This window comes from Geodermatophilus sp. SYSU D00663 (genome assembly GCF_054050655.1).
In genome coordinates, this window is record NZ_JBJGZT010000030.1 from 23672 (window position 1) to 44019 (window position 20348).

Here is a 20348-nt window from a genome sequence, read left to right on the forward strand (position 1 = left end):
GCAGGTCAGTCAACCAGCGGCCTCCCGCACCGGCAGACCACCGTCGACCGGACGGGTGGCGGCGGTGTGCGCCGGCGCCGCATCGGAGAGCCGGAACGCGGCGTCCGCGCACGCGGTCGGGACTCAGTCCACCGCGTAGCGGGTGAACAGGACGCCGTCCTCCTCGAGCACCTGCACCAGCCGCGGGCGGACGACGTCGCGCAGCGCCCGGTCCAGCAGCCGCGCCTGGCCGCCGACCAGCGCGGGGGAGACGGTGAGGTCCAGCTCGTCGACGACGCCGGCGTCCAGCGCCGCCGACAGCAGCGCCGGCCCGCCCTCGCACAGCACCTGCTCGAACCCGCGCCCGGCGAGCCGGTCGACCGCGAGCGGCAGGTCCACGTCGGCGTCCCCGCACACCAGCACGTCCACCCCGGCGTCGGCCAGCGCGGCCCGTCGGCCGGCGTCGGCCGCGGCGCACGTCACCAGCAGCGTCGGGGGCCGGGCCAGCCGGTCCCCGGGCGCGAGCGAGGCCCGGCGCGACACCACCGCGATCGGCAGCTCCGGCGGCCGGCCGAGCGCGGCGCGCCGCCGCCCGACCGGCGAGCCCGCCGCCACCGGGCGGTAGCCCTCGCCGGCCGCCGTCCCGTGCCCGACCAGGACGACGTCGGCCAGCGCGCGCAACGTCGAGAACACCCGCCGGTCGCCGGGCGAGCCGAGCCCGGCGCTCACGCCGTCCACGGTGACCGCGCCGTCCAGCGAGGCGACGAAGTCGACGCGGAACGAGCGCCCCGGCGGCAGGGCGTAGGCGTCGGCCAGGTCGTCGTCGGTCAGGTCCGCCCCGCCGGGGGAGGGGAGCAGCCGGCGCATCAGGTGGTGACGACGGCCGCGCTCTCGGCCGGGACCGTCACCGTCGCACCGTCCACGGACGGCTCGTCGGCGGTCGCGAACAGCACCCCGGTGGCCGGCCGGTCCAGCTCCACCTGCTGCGGCTGCCCGGACAGGTTGGCCACCACCCGCAGCGCGCCGCGGTGCAGCACGAGCACGCGGTCGTCGTCGTCCCAGCCGACCTCGACCGCCGACAGGTCCGGGTCGACCAGGTCCGGGTGCTGCCGGCGCAGCGCCAGCAGCGTCCGGTGCACCTCCAGCAGCCGTGCGTGCGGCTCGCGCGAGGGCTCGGACCAGTCCAGCTTCGAGCGGCGGAAGGTCTCCGGGTCCTGCGGGTCGGGCACCTCGTCGGCGTCCCAGCCGTGCTCGGCGAACTCGTTCTTGCGGCCCTCGGCCGTCGCGCGGCCGATGTCGGGGTCGGTGTGGCTGGTGAAGAACTGCCACGGCGTCGAGGCCCCCCACTCCTCGCCCATGAACAGCATCGGCGTGAACGGGCCGGTCAGCACCAGGGTCGCGCCGACGGCGAGCAGGCCGGGGGACAGCGTCGCCGAGACGCGGTCGCCGATGGCGCGGTTGCCGATCTGGTCGTGGTCCTGCAGGTAGCCGAGGAACTTCCAGCCCGGCAGCCGCGCGGTGTCCACCGGCCGGCCGTGCGAGCGGCGGCGGAAGCTGGACCACGTGCCGTCGTGGAAGAAGGCGCCGGTGAGGGTCTTGGCCAGCCCGGCGAGCCCGGCCTCGGCGAAGTCGCCGTAGTAGCCCTGCCCCTCCCCGGTGAGCGTCGCGTGCAGCGCGTGGTGGAAGTCGTCGCTCCACTGGGCGTGGATGCCGGTGCCGCCGGCCACCCGGGGGGTGACCACCCGGGGGTCGTTCAGGTCGCTCTCGGCGATGAGCGTCAGCGGCCGGCCGACGGCGACCGAGAGCCGGTCGACCTCCTGCGCCATCTCCTCGAGCACGTGCGTGGCGCGCTCGTCGACCAGCGCGTGGACGGCGTCCAGCCGCAGCCCGTCGACGTGCATGTCGCGCAGCCACATCAGGGCGTTGTCGAGGATGTAGCGGCGGACCTCGTCGGAGTCCGGCCCGGACAGGTTGACCGACTCGCCCCAGGTGTTCGCGCCGCCCTCCGAGAAGATCGGCATGAACAGGGGCAGGTAGTTCCCCGACGGGCCCACGTGGTTGTAGACGACGTCCTGGATGACGCCGATCCCGCGCTGGTGGCAGGCGTCGACGAACCGCTGGTAGGCCGCGGGGCCGCCGTAGCTCTCCTGCACCGTGTACCAGAGGACGCCGTCGTAGCCCCAGTTGTGCGTGCCGTCGAAGCCGTTGACCGGCAGCAGCTCGACGAAGTCGACGCCGAGGTCGGCGAGGTGGCCCAGCCGGTCGATGGCCGAGTCGAGGGTGCCCTCGGGCGTGAACGTGCCGACGTGCAGCTCGTAGACGACGCCGCCGGCGAGCGGGCGCCCGGTCCAGGCGGTGTCGCCCCAGGCGTACGCCGACGGGTCGAACCGGCGGGACAGGCCGTGCACGCCGTCGGGCTGGCGACGCGAGCGCGGGTCGGGGCGCGGCGTGTCGTCGTCGCCGAGCAGGTAGCCGTAGTCGGACTCCGGGCCGGCCTCGACCTCGGCCCGCCACCAGCCGTCGTCGTCGCGGCGCATGTCGTGCACCGTGCCGTCGACCTGCAGGCGCACACGCTCGGGCACGGGCGCCCAGACGGCGAACTCGACGGGTGCGGACATGCGGGGGCCTCCCAGCGGTAGTGCGGCTGACCGGTCCCTCTTGCCCGCTGCGGGCGCGGTCAACCGCGAGCGGCAGCCGGGGGAGCGGGTCCCCCGGCTGCCGCCTCGGGTCACGGCAGCTGCAGGACCTGCCCGACGTGGATGACGTCCGGGTTGCTGACGGTGCCGCTGTTGGCCGACCAGAGGGCCTTCCAGCCGCCCTCGACGCCCTGGTCCCGGGCGATCGTGCCCAGCGTGTCGCCGGACCGCACGGTGTACGAGCCGCCGGACGCCCCGGCGGCGGACTCCCCGGCCCGGGCGGCCGTGTCCGGCTCGGCCGGCGCGGGTGCGGCGGCGGGCGCGGCGGCCGGCGAGCCGGCCTCCGGGGCGCCCGGGTCCAGGCCCTTGCCGCAGGTGGGCCAGGCGCCCGGGCCCTGGACGTCGAGCGTGCGCTCGGCGACGGCGATCTGCTGCGCCTTGGTGGCCAGGTCGGCGCGCGCGGCGTACTCGGTGCCGCCGAAGGCCGCCCAGGTGGACTGGCTGAACTGCAGGCCGCCGTAGTAGCCGTTGCCGGTGTTGATGCTCCAGTTGCCGCTGGACTCGCACTGGGCGACGGCGTCCCAGTCGTTGGGAGCGGCGGCCGAGGCCGGGCCGGCGGTGACGCCGATCGCGGCCGCGGCCACGCCGGTCGTCACGAGGGCACGGCGGAGCAGGGACGTGGACGTGCGCATGGGGGATCTCCGATCCGCCGCCTGCGAGGTGAGCTGTCGGGTTCGGAGCGATCGGTGCCCCGGCCGCACGGCGTGCGGCTTCACCCCGAGGCGCTGCGTCCGGTCCCCCCGTGACCGCGGTGCAGGCGCCGAAGTGGGTCCCCCACCCCCGTCCTGGCTGTGCTCGAGGAACGGAGCCCGGCGGACGGGGTTCGGCGGACCGGCTCCGGCACGCGGCAGTCGGTTGGCCCGCGTGCGGTCGCAAAGGTAACGGGAGCATCACGAGACGGCACACCGGCACCACCCGTCACGGCGTGTCGCCCGGCCCGTGCCGGGCGGCGCGCACGAGATCGCCGGCAGGGGCCGCAGGTCACGGCGGCGCCGGCAGGCGCCGCCGTGACCTCCGTCTCAGTCCCGGACGAGCAGGGCCACCGGCAGCCGGGCCAGCAGCTCGCCGACGGGCGCTCCGCCGGCGTCGGAGACGACCCGCGTGCCGGTGAGCACGTCGCGCCACGCACCGGTCGGCAGCGTCAGCGCGGTGTCGCCCCAGCCGGTGGCGGCCAGCGCCACCGGCAGCCGGGTCGCCACGGTCACCGCGCCGCCCTGCTCCCCGGACCCACGGTCGAAGGCGACGACGTGCTGCGCGGCGGACCCGGTGGCCGCCACGGGGGTGTAGCCGGTGAACAGCTCCGGGGAGTCCCGCCGCAGCCGCAGCGCCCGCGACACGACGAGCAGCTTGGCCGCGCCGGTGTCGTCGACCTCCGGCACCTCCCCGCCGTCGAGCCGGGCCAGCAGCGCGCGCCGCTCGTCGTAGTCGACCGGGCGGCGGTTGTCGGGGTCGACGAGCGAGTGGTCCCACAGCTCGGTGCCCTGGTAGACGTCCGGGACGCCGGGCATCGTCAGCTGCAGCAGCTTCTGCGCCAGCCCGTTGGACCGGCCCGCCGGGCCGATCCGCGCGACGAAGGCCTCGATCTCGCGGTTCGTGGCCTCGTCGTCGTAGGCGGCGTCGACCATCGCGTGCAGCTGCGCCTCGAACGCCTCGTCGACGTCGGTCCACGTCGTCGACTGCCCGGCCTCCCGGGCCGCCTTCTCCGCGTAGGCGTGCGCCCGCTCGCGGGACAGCGGCCACGCGCCGACCAGGTTCTGCCACACCAGGTGCGCCAGCGGCCGGTCGGGCAGCGGGTGGCGGGACAGCCAGCCGCGGACCAGGTCCGCCCACTCCGTCGGCACCTCGGCGAGGACGGCCAGGCGCGCCCGGGTGTCCTCGCTGCGCTTGGTGTCGTGCGTGGTGAGCGTCGTCATCGACTCCGGCTTGCGCTCCAGCCGCCGCGCCTGCGCCTCGTGGAACTCCTCCGGGGTGCTGCCGAAGCGCGCCGGGTCGCCGCCGACCTCGTTGAGCACCACGAACCGCGCCCACCGGTAGTAGGCGCTGTCCTCGACGCCCTTGGCCATCACCGGGCCGCTGGTCTGCTCGAACCGGGTGGCCGCCTCGGTGCCGGCCTGCGCCAGGACCGGGTGCAGCGCGTCGACCGCGGCGACCAGGTCGGGACGGCGGTCGCGGACGTCGCCCACGGCGGCGTCGAGGTGCTCGCGGCCGTCGGGCAGGTAGGTGCGGTAGACGGAGAAGGAGGCCAGCAGCTCGGCCAGCGCCTCCTTCTCCGTCTCCACGTCGACGCCCGGCAGCTCGCCGATGACGCGCACCAGCCGGGCGACCTCGGAGCCGAGGATCCCGTCGGTCACCTCGCGCTTGCAGTCGTGCACCAGCTGCCCGTAGTCGACCGCCCGGCCGGACAGCTCGGTGTCCAGCGCGGTCAGCGCCGCCTCGCCGGCCGGGTCGACCAGGACGTCGTCGACCTCGGCCAGCGCGTCGTAGCCGGTGGTGCCGGCCGCCCGCCAGCTCTCCGGCAGGTCCTCACCGGGCTCGAGGATCTTCTCGACCACCGTCCACCGGCCGCCCGACGCCTCGGCCAGCCGGTCCAGGTACTCCTTGGGGTCGGCCAGGCCGTCGGGGTGGTCGATGCGCAGCCCGTCGACGGCGCCGTCGGCCACCAGCCGCAGCACCAGCTCGTGGGTGGCCCGGAAGACCTCCGGGTCCTCCACGCGCAGCCCGGCGAGGGTGTTGATGGCGAAGAAGCGCCGGTAGTTGAGGTCGGCGTCCGCGCGCCGCCAGTCGACCAGCTCGTAGTGCTGCCGGTCGTGCACCTCCTGCGGGGTGCCCTCGCCGGTGCCGGGCGCGATCGGGAAGCGGTTGTCGTAGTAGCGGAGCTCGCCGTCGACGACCTCGAGCTTCTCGACGTCGTCGGCCGACCCCAGCACCGGGATGCGGATGCGCCCGCCGCCGAAGTCCCAGTCGACGTCGAACGCCGACGCGTGCGCGCTGTCGCGCCCGTGCTGCAGCACGTCCCACCACCACGGCGCCTCGGCCGGGTCGGCCACGCCCATGTGGTTGGGCACCAGGTCGAGCACCAGGCCCAGCCCGTGCTCGTGCAGCGCGGCGACGAACCGGTCGAAGCCCTCCTGCCCGCCCCGCGGCTCGTCGACGTGCGCGTGGTCGACAGTGTCGTAGCCGTGCGTGCTGCCCGCGGCCGAGCGCAGCAGCGGGGAGGAGTAGGCGTGCGTGACACCCAGGTCGGCGAGGTAGCCGGCCACGGCCGCGGCGTCGTCGAGGGTGAACTCGGCGGTCACCTGCAGCCGGTAGGTCGCCGCGGGGGTGGCCCGCCGGCGCTCGAGGTCGTCGTCGGCCTGGCTCACGGGGCCGCCTGCAGCACGACGGTGGCGCGGGCGGCCACGGTCACGACGTCGCCGGCCTTCACCTGCACCGGCTCGACCTCGCCCAGCTCCGCGGTGTCGACGACGACCGTCCAGCCCTCGGCGTACTCCGACGGCGGCACGGTGAAGTCGATCGGCTCGTGGTGGGCGTTGAACGCCAGGTAGAAGCAGTCGTCGAGGACGTCCTCGCCGCGCTCGTCGGTCTCCCGGATGCCGTGGCCGTTGAGGTACATGGCCAGCGACTTGGCGAAGCCCGCGTCCCAGTCCTCGTCGCTCATCAGCTCGCCGGACGGGGTGAACCAGGCGACGTCCTGCACCGGGTCGCCCTCCTCGCGGCGCACCGGGCGGCCGTGGAAGAACCGGCGGCGGCGGAAGGTCGGGTGCTCGGTGCGCAGCCGGGTGACCAGCTTGGTGAACTCCAGCAGCCCCTCGTCGACCGACTCCCAGTCGATCCAGGTCAGCTCGGAGTCCTGGCAGTAGCCGTTGTTGTTGCCCTGCTGCGTGCGGCCGAGCTCGTCGCCGTGCAGCAGCATCGGCACGCCCTGGCTGAGCATCAGCGAGGCGATGAAGTTGCGCCGCTGCCGGGCGCGCAGCTCGAGCACCTCGGGGTCGTCGGTCGGCCCCTCGACGCCGCAGTTCCAGCTGCGGTTGTGGCTCTCGCCGTCGTTGTTGTCCTCGCCGTTGGCCTCGTTGTGCTTCTCGTTGTAGGAGACGAGGTCGTTGAGGGTGAACCCGTCGTGCGCGGTGACGAAGTTGATGCTCGCCACCGGCCGGCGCCCGGAGTGCTTGTAGAGGTCGGCCGAGCCGGAGATGCGGCTGGCGAACTCGCCGATGGTGGCGTCCTCGCCGCGCCAGAAGTCGCGGACGGTGTCGCGGTACTTCCCGTTCCACTCGGTCCACAGCGCCGGGAAGTTGCCCACCTGGTAGCCGCCGTCGCCGACGTCCCAGGGCTCGGCGATGAGCTTCACCTGGCTGACCACCGGGTCCTGGTGCACCAGGTCGAAGAACGCCGACAGCCGGTCCACCTCGTGGAACTGGCGGGCCAGCGTGGAGGCGAGGTCGAACCGGAACCCGTCGACGTGCATCTCGGTGACCCAGTACCGCAGCGAGTCCATGATCAGCTGCAGCGACTGCGGGTGCCGGACGTTGAGCGAGTTCCCGGTGCCCGTGGTGTCCATGTAGTACTGCTCGTCGCCCTCGACCAGCCGGTAGTAGGCCCGGTTGTCGATGCCCTTGAACGACAGCGTCGGGCCGTTGTGGTTGCCCTCGGCCGTGTGGTTGTAGACGACGTCGAGGATCACCTCGATGCCCGCCTCGTGCAGGGTCCGGACCATGCCCTTGAACTCCTGCACCTGCTGGCCGTCGGTGGCCTGGGCGTACTCGTTGTGCGGCGCGAAGAAGCCGATCGTGTTGTAGCCCCAGTAGTTGCGCAGGCCCTTCTGCAGCAGCGTGTCGTCCTGCACGAACTGGTGCACCGGCATGAGCTCGATCGCGGTGATGCCCAGCGACTGGAGGTGCTCGATCACCGCCGGGTGGGCGATGCCGGCGTAGGTCCCGCGCAGCTCGTCGGGGATCCGCGGGTGGGTCATGGTCAGGCCCTTGACGTGGGCCTCGTAGATGACCGTCTTGTTGTAGGGGGTCTTCGGCGGGCGGTCGACGCCCCAGTCGAAGTACGGGTTGATGACGACGGACTTCGGCATGTGCGGCGCCGAGTCGTCGTCGTTGCGCTCGCCGCTGCCGAACCGGTAGCCGAAGCAGGCCTCGTCCCAGTCGATCGCGCCGTCGATCGCCTTGGCGTAGGGGTCGAGCAGCAGTTTGTTCGGGTTGCAGCGCTGCCCGTTCTCCGGGTCGTACGGGCCGTGCACGCGGTAGCCGTAGCGCTGCCCGGGCTGGATGCCGGGCAGGAACGCGTGCCAGACGTAGCCGTCCATCTCCGGGAGCCGGATGCGCTCCTCGTTGCCCTGCTCGTCGAACAGGCACAGCTCGACCTTCTCGGCGACCTCGCTGAACAGGGCGAAGTTGGTCCCGGTGCCGTCGTACGTGGCACCCAACGGGTAGGCGTTTCCAGGCCACACCTGGGTCATCGACGTGTTTCCTCCTGCGCGGGCGCCCCTCGGTGGTCCAGGGCGCGGTGGCCCCCCGCCGCGGCCGTCGGAGGGGGGTCGGGGCACACGGGTGCCCGCGGGCTCCTTAGCCCCAACCGGGCGGCTCCACACCTGACGCGGCGGACATCACGGCGGCGGCCCGGCAGGGGGCCCGGGGACGACGACGCCCTCCGCGGCGGAGGCCGCGGAGGGCGTCGTGTGCGGGTCCGGCGCCCCGGCGCGGGGCCGGGCACACCAGGTACCGAGGCGCGGGGCGCCGGGGTCCGACCTCGTCCGGGCATCCCGGGTGGCACTGGTCCCCGGCGCGGCACCGCGCCTGCAGGAGGGCACGCTAGCGGGTCCGGGGGCCGAGCACGAGCACGAGGGCGACGCGTCCGCAAGCGACACGCCCCGTCGGTCCCGTGATCACCACCCGTCACTCGCGGCGTCCTGTCACCGGGCGGTCGTACCGTCGTCCCCGTGCGCGCGACCTCCGACATCCGGCCCACCCAGGGGCGTTTCCGCGTCGTCAGCGAGTTCCAGCCCTCGGGCGACCAGCCGGCGGCGATCAAGGCCCTCGCGGAGCGGGTCAACTCCGGCGAGACGGACACCGTGCTCCTCGGCGCCACCGGCACCGGGAAGTCGGCCACCACGGCGTGGCTGATCGAGCAGGTCCAGCGGCCCACCCTGGTGATGGCCCCGAACAAGACCCTCGCCGCGCAGCTGGCCAACGAGTTCCGCGAGCTGCTGCCGGACAACGCCGTCGAGTACTTCGTGTCGTACTACGACTACTACCAGCCCGAGGCCTACGTCCCGCAGACCGACACCTACATCGAGAAGGACTCCTCGGTCAACGAGGAGGTCGAGCGGCTGCGGCACTCGGCGACCAACAGCCTGCTCACCCGGCGGGACGTGGTCGTGGTCTCCACCGTCTCCTGCATCTACGGCCTGGGCACCCCGGAGGAGTACGTCGACCGGGCGCTGCGCATCCGGGTGGGGGAGGAGCGCGACCGCGACGACCTGCTGCGCACGCTGGTCACCGAGCAGTACACCCGCAACGACCTCGCGTTCACCCGCGGCACCTTCCGCGTGCGCGGCGACACGATCGAGGTCTTCCCGGTGTACGAGGAGCTCGCCGTCCGGATCGAGATGTTCGGCGACGAGGTGGAGCGGCTGTACTACCTGCACCCGCTCACCGGCGAGGTCGTGCGCGAGGTCCAGGAGCTGTTCGTCTTCCCGGCCAGCCACTACGTCGCCGGCCCGGAGCGGATGGAGCGGGCGATCCGCACCATCGAGGCCGAGCTCGAGGAGCGGCTGGCCGAGCTGGAGAAGCAGGGCAAGCTGCTGGAGGCGCAGCGGCTGCGCATGCGCACCACCTACGACATCGAGATGATCCGCCAGGTCGGCTTCTGCTCCGGCATCGAGAACTACAGCCGGCACATCGACGGGCGGGCGCCGGGCAGCGCGGGTGCCTGCCTCATCGACTACTTCCCCGACGACTTCCTGCTCGTGATCGACGAGTCGCACGTGACCGTGCCGCAGATCGGCGGCATGTACGAGGGCGACATGAGCCGCAAGCGCACGCTGGTCGAGCACGGCTTCCGGCTGCCCTCGGCGATGGACAACCGCCCGCTGAAGTGGGAGGAGTTCACCGACCGGATCGGGCAGACGGTCTACCTGTCGGCCACCCCGGGCCCCTACGAGCTCGGCCGCACCGGCGGCGAGTTCGTCGAGCAGGTCATCCGCCCCACCGGCCTGGTCGACCCGGAGGTCGTGGTCAAGCCGACCAAGGGCCAGATCGACGACCTGGTCGGCGAGATCCGCGAGCGCACCGAGAAGGACGAGCGCGTCCTGGTCACCACGCTCACCAAGAAGATGGCCGAGGACCTCACCGACTACCTGCTCGAGCTCGGCATCAAGGTCCGCTACCTGCACTCGGAGGTCGACACGCTGCGCCGGGTGGAGCTGCTGCGCGAGCTGCGGCAGGGCGAGTACGACGTGCTGGTCGGCATCAACCTGCTGCGCGAGGGCCTCGACCTGCCCGAGGTGTCGCTGGTGGCGATCCTCGACGCCGACAAGGAGGGCTTCCTCCGGTCGACCACCTCGCTGATCCAGACCATCGGCCGCGCGGCGCGCAACGTGTCCGGCGAGGTGCACATGTACGCCGACAAGGTCACCCCGTCGATGGCGCAGGCGATCGACGAGACCAACCGGCGCCGCGAGAAGCAGATCGCCTACAACACCGCCAACGGCATCGACCCCCAGCCGCTGCGCAAGAAGATCGTCGACATCCTCGACGGCATCTACCGCGAGTCCGAGGACGCCGAGGCCGCCACCGAGCTGATCGGCGGGTCGGGCCGGCAGCAGTCGCGGGGGAAGGCGCCGGTGCCAGGGCTGTCGTCGAAGGGCCGGTCCAAGGCCGGCGCGATCGACGTCCAGGGCCTGCCGCGCGCCGAGCTGGCCGACCTCATCACGCAGATGAACGAGCAGATGCTGGCCGCCGCCCGGGAGCTGCAGTTCGAGGTGGCCGCCCGGCTGCGCGACGAGCTCGCCGAGCTCAAGAAGGAGCTGCGCCAGTTCGACGCCGCCCACGCCTAGCCAGCGGCGGCCGGCGCGGGGGTGAGCTGACCCCGGTCGACGGGGAGAGGGGCGTCCGGGAACCCCGGGCGCCCCTCGTCCGTTCTGCCCTGTGACTCCGCCGGGTGCGCTGCGCCGTGCCCGCGGAGCCGTGGAGGGGAGTATCCCGCCCGCGGTGGCGTCGTCAGCACGGGTACGCGTACCCCGGCGCCACCGGCCGGCCGCCGTCGCGGCCGGTGGGAGAGACCTCCGGTGCTGACTGTTGCCAGTGGACCGGAGGTAACCACTTTGGACGTCCCCTTCTTCGTCTGGGCGATCACGATCGCCGCGATCGTGGCCATGATCGTCTTCGACTTCGTCGGCCACGTGCGGACGCCGCACGCCCCGTCGTTGAAGGAGGCGGCGACCTGGTCGGCGGTCTACGTCGCCATCGCGGTGCTGTTCGGCATCGGCGTGTGGGTCTTCGCCGGCGGGACGTACGGCGGGGAGTACTTCGCCGGCTACATCACCGAGAAGAGCCTGTCGGTCGACAACCTCTTCGTCTTCGTCCTGATCATGGCCAGCTTCGCGGTGCCCCGGGAGCTGCAGCAGAAGGTGCTGCTGTTCGGCATCGCGTTCGCCCTGGTCCTGCGGACCGTCTTCATCTTCCTCGGCGCCGCGGCGATCGAGAACTTCAGCTGGGTCTTCTACCTGTTCGGCGCGTTCCTCATCTACACCGCCGTCGCCCAGGCGCGGGCCGGCGGGGACGAGGACGAGGAGTTCAAGGAGAACGGCTTCCTGCGGCTGGTCCGCCGGGTGATCCCGACGACGTCGGACTACCACGGCGACCGGATGACCACCCGGCTGGACGGCAAGCGCCACATCACCCCGCTGGCCATCGCGCTGGTCGCCATCGGCAGCGCCGACATCCTCTTCGCCGTCGACTCGATCCCGGCGATCTTCGGGCTGACCGAGGAGACCTTCCTCGTCTTCACCGCCAACGCCTTCTCGCTGCTGGGCCTGCGGCAGCTGTTCTTCCTCATCGACGGCCTGCTCGACCGACTGGTGTACCTGCACTACGGCCTGGCGGTCATCCTCGGCTTCATCGGGATCAAGCTGCTGATCCACGCGCTGCACGAGAACGAGCTGCCGTTCATCAACGGCGGCGAGCACGTCACGGCCATCCCGGAGATCCCGACCTGGCTGTCGCTGTCGGTCATCGTCGTCACCCTGCTGGTCACCACGGTCGCGAGCCTGGCCCGCAGCCGCCGCGACGCCCGCGAGGCCGTGCCGCACGCCGAGGCCGGGCGGGGAGCCGCCGCGGTCGCCGGGGAGACCGGCGTGCCGACGGTGCAGCACGAGCCGGGTGAGCGCCCCGCCGCGGCGCCGGCGCAGCGCACGGACGGCCGCTCCGGGTGACGCGCGGGTGACCACCGGGAGGACGGCAGGCCGACGACGCCGGTGTGCCTGTTGCTCCCGGTGATCGTGCGGCACGATCCAGGACACGTCCGCTCCGCTGGGTGCCCGACCGGCACCCCGCGCAGCGGTGCCGGGGGACGCGCCGGGCACACCGCCCGCGTCCCCCGGCGGCGCCGGTCCATCCGGTGTCCGGTGCAGCGGCGACCGCCGCTGCGCTCCCCGACGGTGACATGGGAGTCCAACTGATGGGTGTCAGCCTCTCCAAGGGCGGGAACGTCTCGCTGACCAAGGAGGCGCCGGGCCTGACCGCGGTGAACGTCGGCCTCGGCTGGGACGTCAACACGTTCTCCGGGGGCGACTTCGACCTCGACGCGTCGGCGATCATGCTCGACGCCAACGGCAAGGTCACCCCCGACGACTCGGGCTTCGTCTTCTTCAACAACCTCCGCAGCCCGGACGGCTCGGTCGTCCACGTCGGTGACAACCTCACCGGCCAGGGCGAGGGCGACGACGAGGTCATCCAGGTGAACCTGGCCGGCGTGCCGCCGACCTGCGACAAGATCGTCTTCCCGGTGTCCATCTACGACGCCGACAACCGCAAGCAGAACTTCGGTGCGGTCCGCAACGCGTTCATCCGCGTGGTCAACCAGGCCAACGGCCAGGAGATCGCCCGCTACGACCTCACCGAGGACGCCTCGGTCGAGACCGCCATGGTCTTCGGCGAGCTCTACCGCAACGGCGCCGACTGGAAGTTCCGCGCCGTCGGCCAGGGCTACGCCTCCGGCCTGCGCGGCATCGCCCAGGACTTCGGCGTCAACGTCGGCTGATCCCCGCCGGGCCCGGACGCCCGTCCGGGCCCCGCACCCCCCGCGGGGGGGGGGGGCCGCCCCCCCCCGCCCCCCCCCCCCCCCCCCGCCCCCCCCACCCCCGGCGGTGCGGGGACCCCGCCCGCCGGGGTCCCGCCCTGCCCGTACCCGCCCCCGAGAAGCACCAGCCCCCGAGAAGCCGGAGGTCCCCGTCGTCATGCCCGACCGCACCCGCCCCGTGACCGCCGCCGCCAGGTCTGTCTGAGCGGCACCGGAGTGGTCCACGTCCTCACCCGGGGCGGCAACGTCGGGCTGGCCCAGGCCGGCCTGACCGGCCCCGTCGTCGTCACGCTCACCTGGACGCCGGCCCCCGGCGTCGACGCCGACCTGTCGGCGTTCCTCACCACCGCGGCGGGCCGGGTCCGCAGCGACGACGACTTCGTCTTCTACAACCAGCCCAGCGGCGCCGGCGGCGCGGTGCGCCACCTCGGCAAGACCGCCCGCGGCGGCGCCACCGTCGACCAGGTCCGCATCGACCCGGCCGCGCTGCCCGCCGACGTCGAGAAGGTCGTCATCGGCGCCTCCCTCGACGGCGCGGGCACCTTCGGCGGGTTGTCCGGGCTCGCCGTCGAGGTGGCCGCCGACGGCGCCCCGGCGCCCGCGATCCGCTGCGAGCTCGCCGCCGGCCCCGAGACCGCACTGGTGTTCGCCGAGGTCTACCGCCGCGGCGCGGAGTGGAAGGTGCGCGCCGTCGGGCAGGGCTTCACCACCGGCCTGGCCGGGATGGCCACCGACGTCGGCGTGAGCGTCGACGACGAGCCCGCCCCCGCGGCCGCCGCCCCTGCAGCGCCCGCCGCGGCCCCGCCGCCGGCCGCTCCTCCGGTCAGCATGGAGAAGAAGCGGCTGGTCGACCTCGAGAAGAAGCTGTCGTCCTCGGCCCCGCAGATGCTCTCGCTGGTCAAGACCGCCGGCGTCAGCCTGGAGAAGCGCGGCCTCGGCGAGCACACCGCCCGGGTCGCGCTGGTCCTCGACATCTCCGGCTCGATGGCCGAGCTCTACCGCACCGGCGCCGTGCAGCGGCTGGCCGAGCGGGTCCTCGCCCTCGGCCTGCGCTTCGACGACGACGGCGTCGTCGACGTCTTCCTGTTCGGCAAGGACGTGCACCAGCCCCCGGGCCTGCGCCTGGAGGGCCACCAGCAGTACATCGCCGACCTCACCCGGCAGTACCGGCTGGAGTACGACACCCGCTACGGCGCGGCGATGGCCGCCGTGCGCAAGGCCTACTTCGGCGACAGCCGCGACCGGGTGGAGCCGCAGCCGGCGCAGGTGCCGGTCTACGTCATGTTCCTGACCGACGGCGCGCCCAGCGACAAGTCGGTCGCGACCAAGCAGCTCAAGGCGGCGTCCTTCGAGCCGGTGTTCTGGCAGTTCATGGGCATCGGCCCGGAGCGGCAGTTCAGCTACCTGCAGCGCCTGGACGACCTCGAGGGCCGCTACACCGACAACGCCGACTTCTTCGCGGTCAGCGAGGGCGACCTCATGGGCCGGCGGCCGATCAGCGACGACGCGCTGTTCGACCGGCTCATGACCGAGTACCCCGACTGGCTGCGCCGGGCGCGCGCCCAGGGCCTGCTCCGGTGACCGCCCAGCAGGAGGGACCGACCGTGCGTCACTTCTCCCACCTGACCGACGGCGAGCGCGAGCAGCTGTTCGCCGTCCCCCCGGGCGAGGTCGGCCCGGCGACGCCGCGCGGCATGCTCGCGCTGGCCCTGGGCGCCACGCTCTACAGCCCGGGCACGCGGCCGGCGCTGGACGCCGACGCCGCCCGCGCGGCCGCGGTCGGCGCCACGAGCATGGTCTGGTGCCTCGAGGACGCCATCCCGCACGCGGCCGTCCCCGACGCCGAGGCCAACGTCGTCGCCGCGCTGCAGCGGGTCGACCGGCGCGCCGCCGAGGGGGAGCAGCCGGCGCTGCCGCTGCTGTTCGTGCGGGTGCGCACGCCCGAGCAGATCCGCTCGGTGGCCCGCGCCGCCGGGCCGGCGCTGGCGCGGCTGACCGGGTTCAGCCTGCCCAAGGCCACCGGCGCCACGCTCGCGCCGATGCTCGCGGCGGTCGAGGAGGTCGCCGCCGTGCTGGGGCAGCCGCTGTACGGCATGCCGATCCTGGAGACGCCCGACCTCGCCTGGCGGGAGACCCGCGCCGAGGCGCTCGGCGCGCTGGCCGCGGTGGTCGAGGCGCACCGCGAGTCCGTGCTGTGCCTGCGGGTGGGTGGCACCGACCTGTCCGGGCTGTTCGGCCTGCGCCGCGACCGCGACACCACGATCTGGGACGTCGCCGTCGTCCGGGACTGCCTGGCCGACGTGGTCAACACCTTCACCCGCGGCGGCGAGCACGTGGTCACCGGCGCGGTCTGGGAGCACATCCCGGGCCCCCGGCTGTTCAAGCCGCAGCTGCGCCAGACGCCGTTCAGCGACCAGCACGAGGGCGGTCTGCGGCAGCGGATGATCGCCGGCGACCTCGACGGGCTGATCCGCGAGGTCACCCTCGACAAGGCCAACGGCGTGCTGGGCAAGACCGTCATCCACCCGGCGCACGTCTCGGTGGTCAACGCGCTGCTCACCGTCTCCCGCTCGGAGTACGACGACGCCCTCGAGATCCTCATGGCCCGCGGGCAGGGCGGCATCGCGGTGTCCGGGAACGGGCGGATGAACGAGATCGGCCCGCACGCGCTGTGGGCGGAGCTGATCAGCCGCCGCGCCGCGGTCTACGGCGTCGTCGCCGACGAGGCCGCGCTGGTCGACCTGCTGTCCGCGGGGCAGCGGCGGCTGGCCGAGGTGTTCGCCGGCGGGGAGGCGCAGCGCGCGTGACCGCGACCCTCCCCGGTGCCGTTGGCCTCGACGGCACCGTCTCCCGCCTGCTCGACGTCACCGCCGCCGACCCCGCCCGCTTCGCGGACCTGTGCGGCCTGGCGCTGCGGGACAACCCGCGCCGGGCGCACCTGGTCGTCTCCCGCGTGCTCGGCAAGCACGTGCCGGTCGCACCGGCCGCCGTCCTCGGTGCCGGGGCCGCGGTGGGCGACGCCGTCGCCGCGGTCCTGGACGGCGAGGCACCCGGCCTGGTCATCGGCTACTGCGAGACGGCGACCGGCCTCGGCCACGCCGCCGCCGACCGGCTCGGCGCGGCCTACCTGCACACCACCCGCCGCGTGCACCCGGGCGTGCCGGTGGCCGCCGCGTTCGAGGAGGAGCACTCGCACGCGGTCGCGCACGCCCTGCAGCCGGCCGGGCCGGTGACGCTGGACGCGCCCGGCCCGCTGGTGCTGGTCGACGACGAGCTCACCTCCGGCCGCACCGCGCTCAACACCGTCGCCGAGCTGCACGCCCGCTGGCCGCGCGAGCACTACGTCGTCGCCACGCTGCTCGACGCGCGCACCCCGGCCGCCCGCGCCGCGTTCGCCGGGCGCGCGCAGGCCCTGGGGGTGCGGGTCGACGTCGCCGCCGTCCTCACCACGGAGCTCGCCCTGCCCGCCGACGTCCTCGACCGGGCCGCGGCCGCCCGCGCCGCCCTGCCCGGCCCGGCGCCGGTCCCGGCCGGTGCGCCCGGCGCCGTCCGGACGCACGCCGGCCTGTGGCCGGCCGGCGTCCCGACCACCGCCCGCCACGGCCTGACCCCCGCCGGCAGCGCCCGGCTCGCCGCCGCCGCCGACGCCGTCGCGGCCGCGCTCGCGCCGGAGCTGGCCGGCAGCCGCGGGGTGCTGGTGCTGGGCACCGAGGAGCTCATGCACGCGCCCACCGTGGTCGCGGCACGCCTGGCCGGGCGGCTGCCCGGCGTCCCCGTCACCACCCAGTCGACCACCCGGAGCCCCGTGCACGCCGCCGACGACCCCGGCTACGCCCTGCGTCGCAGCCTGTCCTTCCCCGCGCCCGACGAGCCCGCCCGCGTCTCCCGCGTGCACAACCTGGCCGACCCCGCCGCCGTCCCCGCGGACGGCCGCTGGGCCGACCAGCGCGCCGACGACGTGGTCGTGGTCGTGGACGCCCCGGCGGAGGACTGCGCGCCGATGGTGCAGGCGCTGCGCCCGTTCGCCACCCGCGCCGTGCACCTGGTGACGGTGCCGCTCGCGGAGCCGGCCCCGTGACCGCCGTGCAGCCGGGCCTCGCGCCCGCCGTCCCCGGCCGGTTCGGCTCCTACGCGCCCGAGGAGGTGACCTGGCTGCTCACCGACCTGTCCTCGGTCGCGCTGGAGCGCGGCACCGAGGACCGCGAGGAGGCGATCCAGTCGGGCACCCACTACTCGGAGATGCTGCCGGTCGAGTACCAGCCCGACGACGACTACCTGGCGCTGTTCACCGCCGCGCTGGAGCAGTCGGCCGGGCGGCTCGCCGACGCCGTCGCCCGGGTCGGCGAGCTGGTCTGGGACGCCGCCGCCGCGCACGGGCAGACGCCGGTGCTGGTGTCGCTGGCCCGCGCCGGGACGCCGATCGGCGTGCTGCTGCGCCGCTGGTTCCTCGCCTCCCGCGGCGTCGCGGTGCCGCACTACACCGTCTCGATCATCCGCGGCCGCGGCATCGACCAGGTCGCGACGGCGCACGTGCTCGCCCGGCACCCGGCGTCGGCGGTGCGCTTCGTCGACGGCTGGACCGGCAAGGGCGCGATCCAGCGGCAGCTCACCGAGGCCGTCGCCGGCTGGCGGGCCGCGCACCCGGAGGACGCCGCCCTCGACGACCGGCTCGCCGTCCTCGCCGACCCGGGCCTGTGCACCGAGCTGTACGGCACCCGCGACGACTTCCTCATCCCGAGCGCCTGCCTCAACAGCACGGTGTCCGGGCTGGTGTCGCGGACGGTGCTGCGCGACGACCTCATCGGCCCCGGCATGTTCCACGGCGCGAAGTACTACGCCGAGCTCGCCGGCGCCGACGTCTCCGCGCTGTTCGTCGACACCGTCGCGGCCGCGTTCCCGGCGCGGCCGCCGGCCGACGACGTCCCCGCGGCCGACCGCCGGCCGACCTGGGCCGGGTGGGCGGCGGTGGAGCGGATCGCCGCCGAGCACGGCATCGCCGACGTCAACCTGGTCAAGCCCGGGGTGGGGGAGACGACGCGGGTGCTGCTGCGCCGGGTGCCCTGGCAGGTGCTGGTCCGCCCCGACCGCGCCGAGGACCTGCGGCACGTCGCCGCGCTGGCCCGGGCCCGCGGCGTGCCGCTGGTCGAGGTGCCGGACCTGCCGTACTCCTGCGTCGGCCTGATCCGGCCGGTGGGCCGGTGACCGCGGTCCTCACGGCGACGCTGGCCGCCGTCGACCTCGACCGCACGCTCATCTACTCGGCGGCCGCGGCGGGGACGACCGAGGGGCTGGAGGTCGTCGAGCACCTCGACGGCGCCCCGCTGTCGCACGCGACGCCGGCGTCGTGGCGGCTGCTCGCCGAGCTGGCCGGGCGGGCGCTGCTGGTCCCGGTCACCACCCGCACCGTGGCGCAGTACGGGCGGGTGCGGCTGCCCGTCGTCCCGCGGTACGCGCTGTGCGCCAACGGCGGGGTGCTGCTCGCCGACGGCGTCCGTGACCCGGGGTGGGACGACTGGGCGGCGGCGACCGCCGCGCAGGCCGCGCCGCTGCCGGAGCTGCTCGGCCTGCTCGAGGCGGTGGCCGGGCAACCGTGGGTGCGCACCGTGCGCGCCGCCGAGGGGCTGTTCTGCTACCTGGTCGCGCACGCCCGCGAGGCGATCCCGCGGGACTGGCTCGACGGGACCGGCGCGGCCGTCGCCGCCGCCGGGGCGACGCTGTCGGTGCAGGGCCGCAAGGTGTACGTCGTCCCCGCCGGGCTGTCCAAGGCCGCCGGGCTGCTCCGGTTGCGCCGGCTGCTCGCGGGGGGCGGGCCCGCGCCGCGGCTGCTGTGCGCCGGCGACAGCCTGCTCGACGCGCCGATGCTGCTCGCCGCCGACGCCGCCGTCCGCCCCGCGCACGGAGAGCTGCACGAGCAGGGCTGGACCGGCGCGCGGGTCGCGGTGACCGCGGCCAGCGGCGCCGCCGCGGGCGAGGAGATCGTCCGCTGGCTGCTCGACCGCGCGGGCTAGTCCGCCCGCGCGGTCCGCACCAGCCGGTCCAGGCCGTCCTCGATCGACTGTGCCTCGCGCAGCACCGCGCCCCAGTCCGGGCGGCGGCCCCGGGCCGCCTCCTCCAGCGGCGGCAGCCGCCGGGCGAGGTCCTCGAACGTGCGGCGGAAGCGGCGGGCCCGCTCCTCGGGCAGCCCGCCGAGGAACCGGCGGGCGTCGACGACGGCGCGCTGCACCTCGCCGAGCAGCGACCCGGGGTCGGCGGCGACGGCGTCGAGCCGCTGCAGCCGCCCGGTCGCGGCGCGCACCTCGTCGTCGACCCGGCCGGCGGCCGCCCGCACCCGGGCCAGCAGCGCGGCGGCCGCGGGCACGTCGAGGACCGGCGCGCCGAGCGCCCCCTCCAGCGCCGTCAGCGCCTCGTCGGCCTCGGCGAGCGCCTCGGCGGCCCGCTGCGGTGCGCGCTCGACGTCGGACCACGCGGTCAGCGGGTAGCGGCGGCGCAGCTCGCTCATCACCGGCGCCAGGCGCTCGTGCCGGGTGCCCAGCGCCTCGCGGCGGGTGCGGACGGAGGCGGCGCCGCGGCGGACCTCCGCGGCCCGCTCCGGCAGCGCCCGCGCCCGCGCGGCCGCCGCCTCGGCCTCCCGGCGGCCCTTCTCGGCGGCATCCAGCGCGGGCGCGGCGCGCCGGGCGGCCAGGTCGGCGGCGGCACCGGCGGCGAGGCGCTCGGCGTCGGCGAGGACGCCGTCCAGGCCGGGGTCGGCCAGCCCGGCGGCGCCGGCGGCGTCCAGTGCCGCACGGGCGGTCGCCACGGCGTCGCGGGTCGCGGACACCGCGCGGGCGGCCGCGGCGCGGGCGCGGGAGGCGGCGGCGAGGACCTCGCCGTACTGGTCGCGGAAGCGCTGGACCTGGCCGTGCACCTCGCGCAGCGCGGCGGCCGCGGCGCCCAGCTCCGTGGCGGCGGCGCGGGCCGCGCCCGGCTCGGCGTCCGCCGCGGGGTCGTGGCCGGAGAGCGCCTGCAGGTAGTGTCCGATGACGGCGTCCGCGTGGGTGGAGAGGTCCCGCCAGTCGCGGGTCAAGGAGTCGGGGGCGGGGATGCGGTGGTGAGCCCGTCGCCCACCCGCGGGCGGACCCGCCTCCTCCGCGGCGGCGACCGCGTCCGGGAGGTCGGCCAGCGCGGCGTCCAGCTCCAGCATCGCCGCGGCCGCGGCCTCCCGCGCCGCCGCGGCCTCCCGCCGGGGGGCGTCGCGGTCGCGCCGCCACCAGGAGGTGCCGCCGGGTGCGCTCACGACCGCCTCCCCTCGCCGTGGCCCGCGTCCGGCGGGGCGGTCCGGCACCTGCGCGGTCCGGAGGCCCGTGGATACCACGCCGGGACCGCGCACGT

At 75.0% G+C, this 20348-nt stretch carries 14 protein-coding genes and 1 riboswitch; of the genes, 8 read left to right on the plus strand and 6 right to left on the minus strand.

The annotated features are described in order from the left end of the window. Window positions 1–123: 123 nt before the first annotated feature. The 5 genes from ACI79Z_RS19715 to glgX form a co-directional block, all read right to left on the minus strand. Window positions 124–846, minus strand: coding sequence for a dihydrofolate reductase family protein (locus ACI79Z_RS19715; RefSeq protein WP_456903567.1), 723 nt, complete (start codon window positions 844–846; stop codon window positions 124–126). Continuing rightward, the gene (gene treZ, locus ACI79Z_RS19720; RefSeq protein ID WP_456903568.1) at window positions 846–2597 is read right to left on the minus strand and encodes a malto-oligosyltrehalose trehalohydrolase; all 1752 of its coding nucleotides are present in this window, start codon (window positions 2595–2597) and stop codon (window positions 846–848) included. Before treZ ends, ACI79Z_RS19715 begins: the two co-directional genes overlap by 1 nt. Window positions 2598–2707: 110 nt before the next feature. Then, window positions 2708–3307 carry a transglycosylase family protein gene (locus tag ACI79Z_RS19725; RefSeq protein WP_456903569.1) on the minus strand — a complete coding sequence of 200 codons (600 nt, stop codon included), beginning with the start codon at window positions 3305–3307 and terminating at the stop codon, window positions 2708–2710. Window positions 3308–3310: 3 nt separating this feature from the next. Continuing rightward, window positions 3311–3445: riboswitch (cyclic di-AMP (ydaO/yuaA leader) on the minus strand. Between the two features lie 249 nt (window positions 3446–3694). Then, window positions 3695–6037, minus strand: coding sequence for a malto-oligosyltrehalose synthase (gene treY, locus ACI79Z_RS19730; RefSeq protein WP_456903570.1), 2343 nt, complete (start codon window positions 6035–6037; stop codon window positions 3695–3697). Further along, complete coding sequence (gene glgX / locus ACI79Z_RS19735) at window positions 6034–8139, minus strand: glycogen debranching protein GlgX (protein ID WP_387993534.1); 2106 nt, start codon at window positions 8137–8139, stop codon at window positions 6034–6036. Before glgX ends, treY begins: the two co-directional genes overlap by 4 nt. 480 nt (window positions 8140–8619) lie before the next feature. Between glgX and uvrB the strand changes: the two genes are divergently transcribed. The 8 genes from uvrB (at window position 8620) to ACI79Z_RS19775 (ending at window position 18988) form a co-directional block, all read left to right on the plus strand. After that, on the plus strand, window positions 8620–10737 hold the full coding sequence (gene uvrB / locus ACI79Z_RS19740) for an excinuclease ABC subunit UvrB (protein ID WP_387993532.1): 2118 nt from the start codon (window positions 8620–8622) through the stop codon (window positions 10735–10737). Between the two features lie 267 nt (window positions 10738–11004). After that, window positions 11005–12114: a TerC family protein gene (locus ACI79Z_RS19745; protein ID WP_387993529.1), complete on the plus strand. Its 1110-nt coding sequence runs from the start codon at window positions 11005–11007 to the stop codon at window positions 12112–12114. A 230-nt stretch (window positions 12115–12344) separates the two neighbouring features. Then, window positions 12345–12941, plus strand: coding sequence for a TerD family protein (locus tag ACI79Z_RS19750; protein WP_456903571.1), 597 nt, complete (start codon window positions 12345–12347; stop codon window positions 12939–12941). A 255-nt stretch (window positions 12942–13196) separates the two neighbouring features. Further along, entirely contained in the window at window positions 13197–14561 is a 1365-nt protein-coding gene (locus ACI79Z_RS19755) for a VWA domain-containing protein (protein ID WP_387993526.1), read from the plus strand. 23 nt (window positions 14562–14584) lie between these two features. Then, window positions 14585–15787, plus strand: a complete 1203-nt coding sequence (locus tag ACI79Z_RS19760; RefSeq protein WP_387993523.1) for an HpcH/HpaI aldolase/citrate lyase family protein — start codon at window positions 14585–14587, stop codon at window positions 15785–15787. Next, window positions 15784–17058 carry a phosphoribosyltransferase domain-containing protein gene (locus ACI79Z_RS19765; protein ID WP_456903572.1) on the plus strand — a complete coding sequence of 425 codons (1275 nt, stop codon included), beginning with the start codon at window positions 15784–15786 and terminating at the stop codon, window positions 17056–17058. Before ACI79Z_RS19760 ends, ACI79Z_RS19765 begins: the two co-directional genes overlap by 4 nt. After that, window positions 17055–18182 (plus strand): cysteine protease StiP family protein, encoded by a 1128-nt coding sequence (locus ACI79Z_RS19770; RefSeq protein ID WP_387993517.1) that lies wholly within the window; start codon window positions 17055–17057, stop codon window positions 18180–18182. The genes ACI79Z_RS19765 and ACI79Z_RS19770 overlap by 4 nt, the downstream gene beginning before the upstream one ends. After that, a complete protein-coding gene (locus ACI79Z_RS19775) occupies window positions 18179–18988 on the plus strand; it encodes a hypothetical protein (protein WP_456903573.1) in 810 nt (269 codons plus the stop codon). The genes ACI79Z_RS19770 and ACI79Z_RS19775 overlap by 4 nt, the downstream gene beginning before the upstream one ends. Here ACI79Z_RS19775 and ACI79Z_RS19780 read toward each other — a convergent pair. After that, complete coding sequence (locus ACI79Z_RS19780; protein ID WP_456903574.1) at window positions 18985–20253, minus strand: hypothetical protein; 1269 nt, start codon at window positions 20251–20253, stop codon at window positions 18985–18987. The two genes, ACI79Z_RS19775 and ACI79Z_RS19780, sit on opposite strands and share 4 nt — an antisense overlap. Window positions 20254–20348 lie beyond the last annotated feature (95 nt).